Annotated in this window: 1 protein-coding gene; it reads left to right on the top strand. The window is 73.2% G+C overall.

Features of this window, described 5'->3' with window-relative positions:
* Positions 1 to 640: 640 nt before the first annotated feature.
* Positions 641 to 1,457 (top strand): M14 family zinc carboxypeptidase (locus R6V09_RS53045; RefSeq protein WP_317888543.1); only part of this gene is annotated, 817 nt, incomplete at its 3' end.

The following is a 1,457-nucleotide window of genomic DNA, read 5'->3' as shown; positions in this document are numbered from 1 at the left end:
GGAGGGTGCGGTAGAGCGGATACGGGTCCCGTACGGCCGTCCGCAGGCTCGGCGGTCGCGGTGGACGGGCCGGGGTGCCCGCGGTCCGGGGGACGGTCACGCCCGTGAGACACAGCACCGCCGTCCGCTCCCGTGGTCGCAGCTGCGCCCCGCGCCGTGGAGGAGACGCGGGGCCTGTCGTCCGCGTCCTGCGCGCACGCGGATGCCCCCAGCCGATCACCGCACCGCGCGGACCGCAGCTCCCGTACGGCCGTTCGAGTGATGGGAGGGATGCCGATACCCGTTGGTGCCACGGCGTACACGGACCCGCCGCACGCCGTGGGACCGTCCCTGCGACCGGCTCGTACCCGCGTACGGACCCGGGGCGCGGGTCGAGCCGCGGGCGTGCGGTGACGTTCCGGGACGGCGGTGTTCTCGGTGCGGGGGCACGCGCGTGTGCACGGTGGGAACGTCAGCTGCAGTGTGCGCGGGCGCCCGCGAAACCCCCTGGAAATCCCCGGCCCCCTGCTGGCACCAACGCGTCTACCGGCTGCCGGTAAATGCCCCTGGGCGCCCCCTGGAGCCTCCCCCACGGTCTTCTTGACAGTTCACAGAGGCCATGAAGTACTGCGTTTGCGAAGCCGGGGCGGAGTAGTCGGGGGTGAGTCTCCTGCCGGAGTTGCGATACCCCAGTGTGGCCGAACTGGTCTCGTCGGCCCGGGCATTGGCCGCTCACCGGCCGGCCCTGTGCGGCCTGCGCCAAGTAGGTGTCTCCCGCGCGGGCAGACCACTTCACCTGCTGTCCGTGGGGCACGCCCGGCGCGCCGTCCTGGTGGTCGCGGGCGCCCACGCCAACGAGCCGACCGGCGGCTCCACACTCCTCGCGCTCGCCGAACGGGTGGTCCGCGACCGGGAGTTGAGGTCGGACACCTCCTGGCACTTTCTGCTCTGCGCGGACCCGGACGGGGCGAGCCTGCATGTCACCCCGGCGCCGCGCAGCCTGTTCGACTACCACCTCGGCTTCTTCCGCCCGGCAGGACCGGAGCAGCCCGAGTGGTCGCCCTCCGTGCTGCCGCCCGATCAACTGCCCCCCGAGACGCGGGCCTTGACCCGGGTGATCGACGAGCTGCGGCCCTACCTCCAGGTGACCCTGCACGGCACCGATCTCGGCGGCAGCTGGGTGCAGTTGACGAAGGACATACCGGGACTCGCCGAACCGTTCGTCAAGTCGGCGGCGGAACTGCGCATCCCGGTGGAGACGGGCGCCTCGGACGCGGCGGGCTGGCCCGCCTCGGGGCCCGGGGTGCATGTGATGCCGGCGCCCGGTTCGGACGCGGCGTACCCGAGCATGCCGGACGACGCCCGGCACAGCACCTGGTACCACGCGCACCGCTACGGCGGTCTGACCGCGGTCGTGGAGGTGCCGATGTGGGCGAGCGACCTGGTGGACGACCCGGCACCGCATCCCGCCCCGGCGG

The sequence above is a fragment of the Streptomyces sp. W16 genome, from assembly GCF_033194735.1.
Lineage (GTDB): Bacteria > Actinomycetota > Actinomycetes > Streptomycetales > Streptomycetaceae > Streptomyces.
Note: the sequence above shows the minus strand (reverse complement) of the source record. Positions and strands in the feature narration are given on the sequence as shown.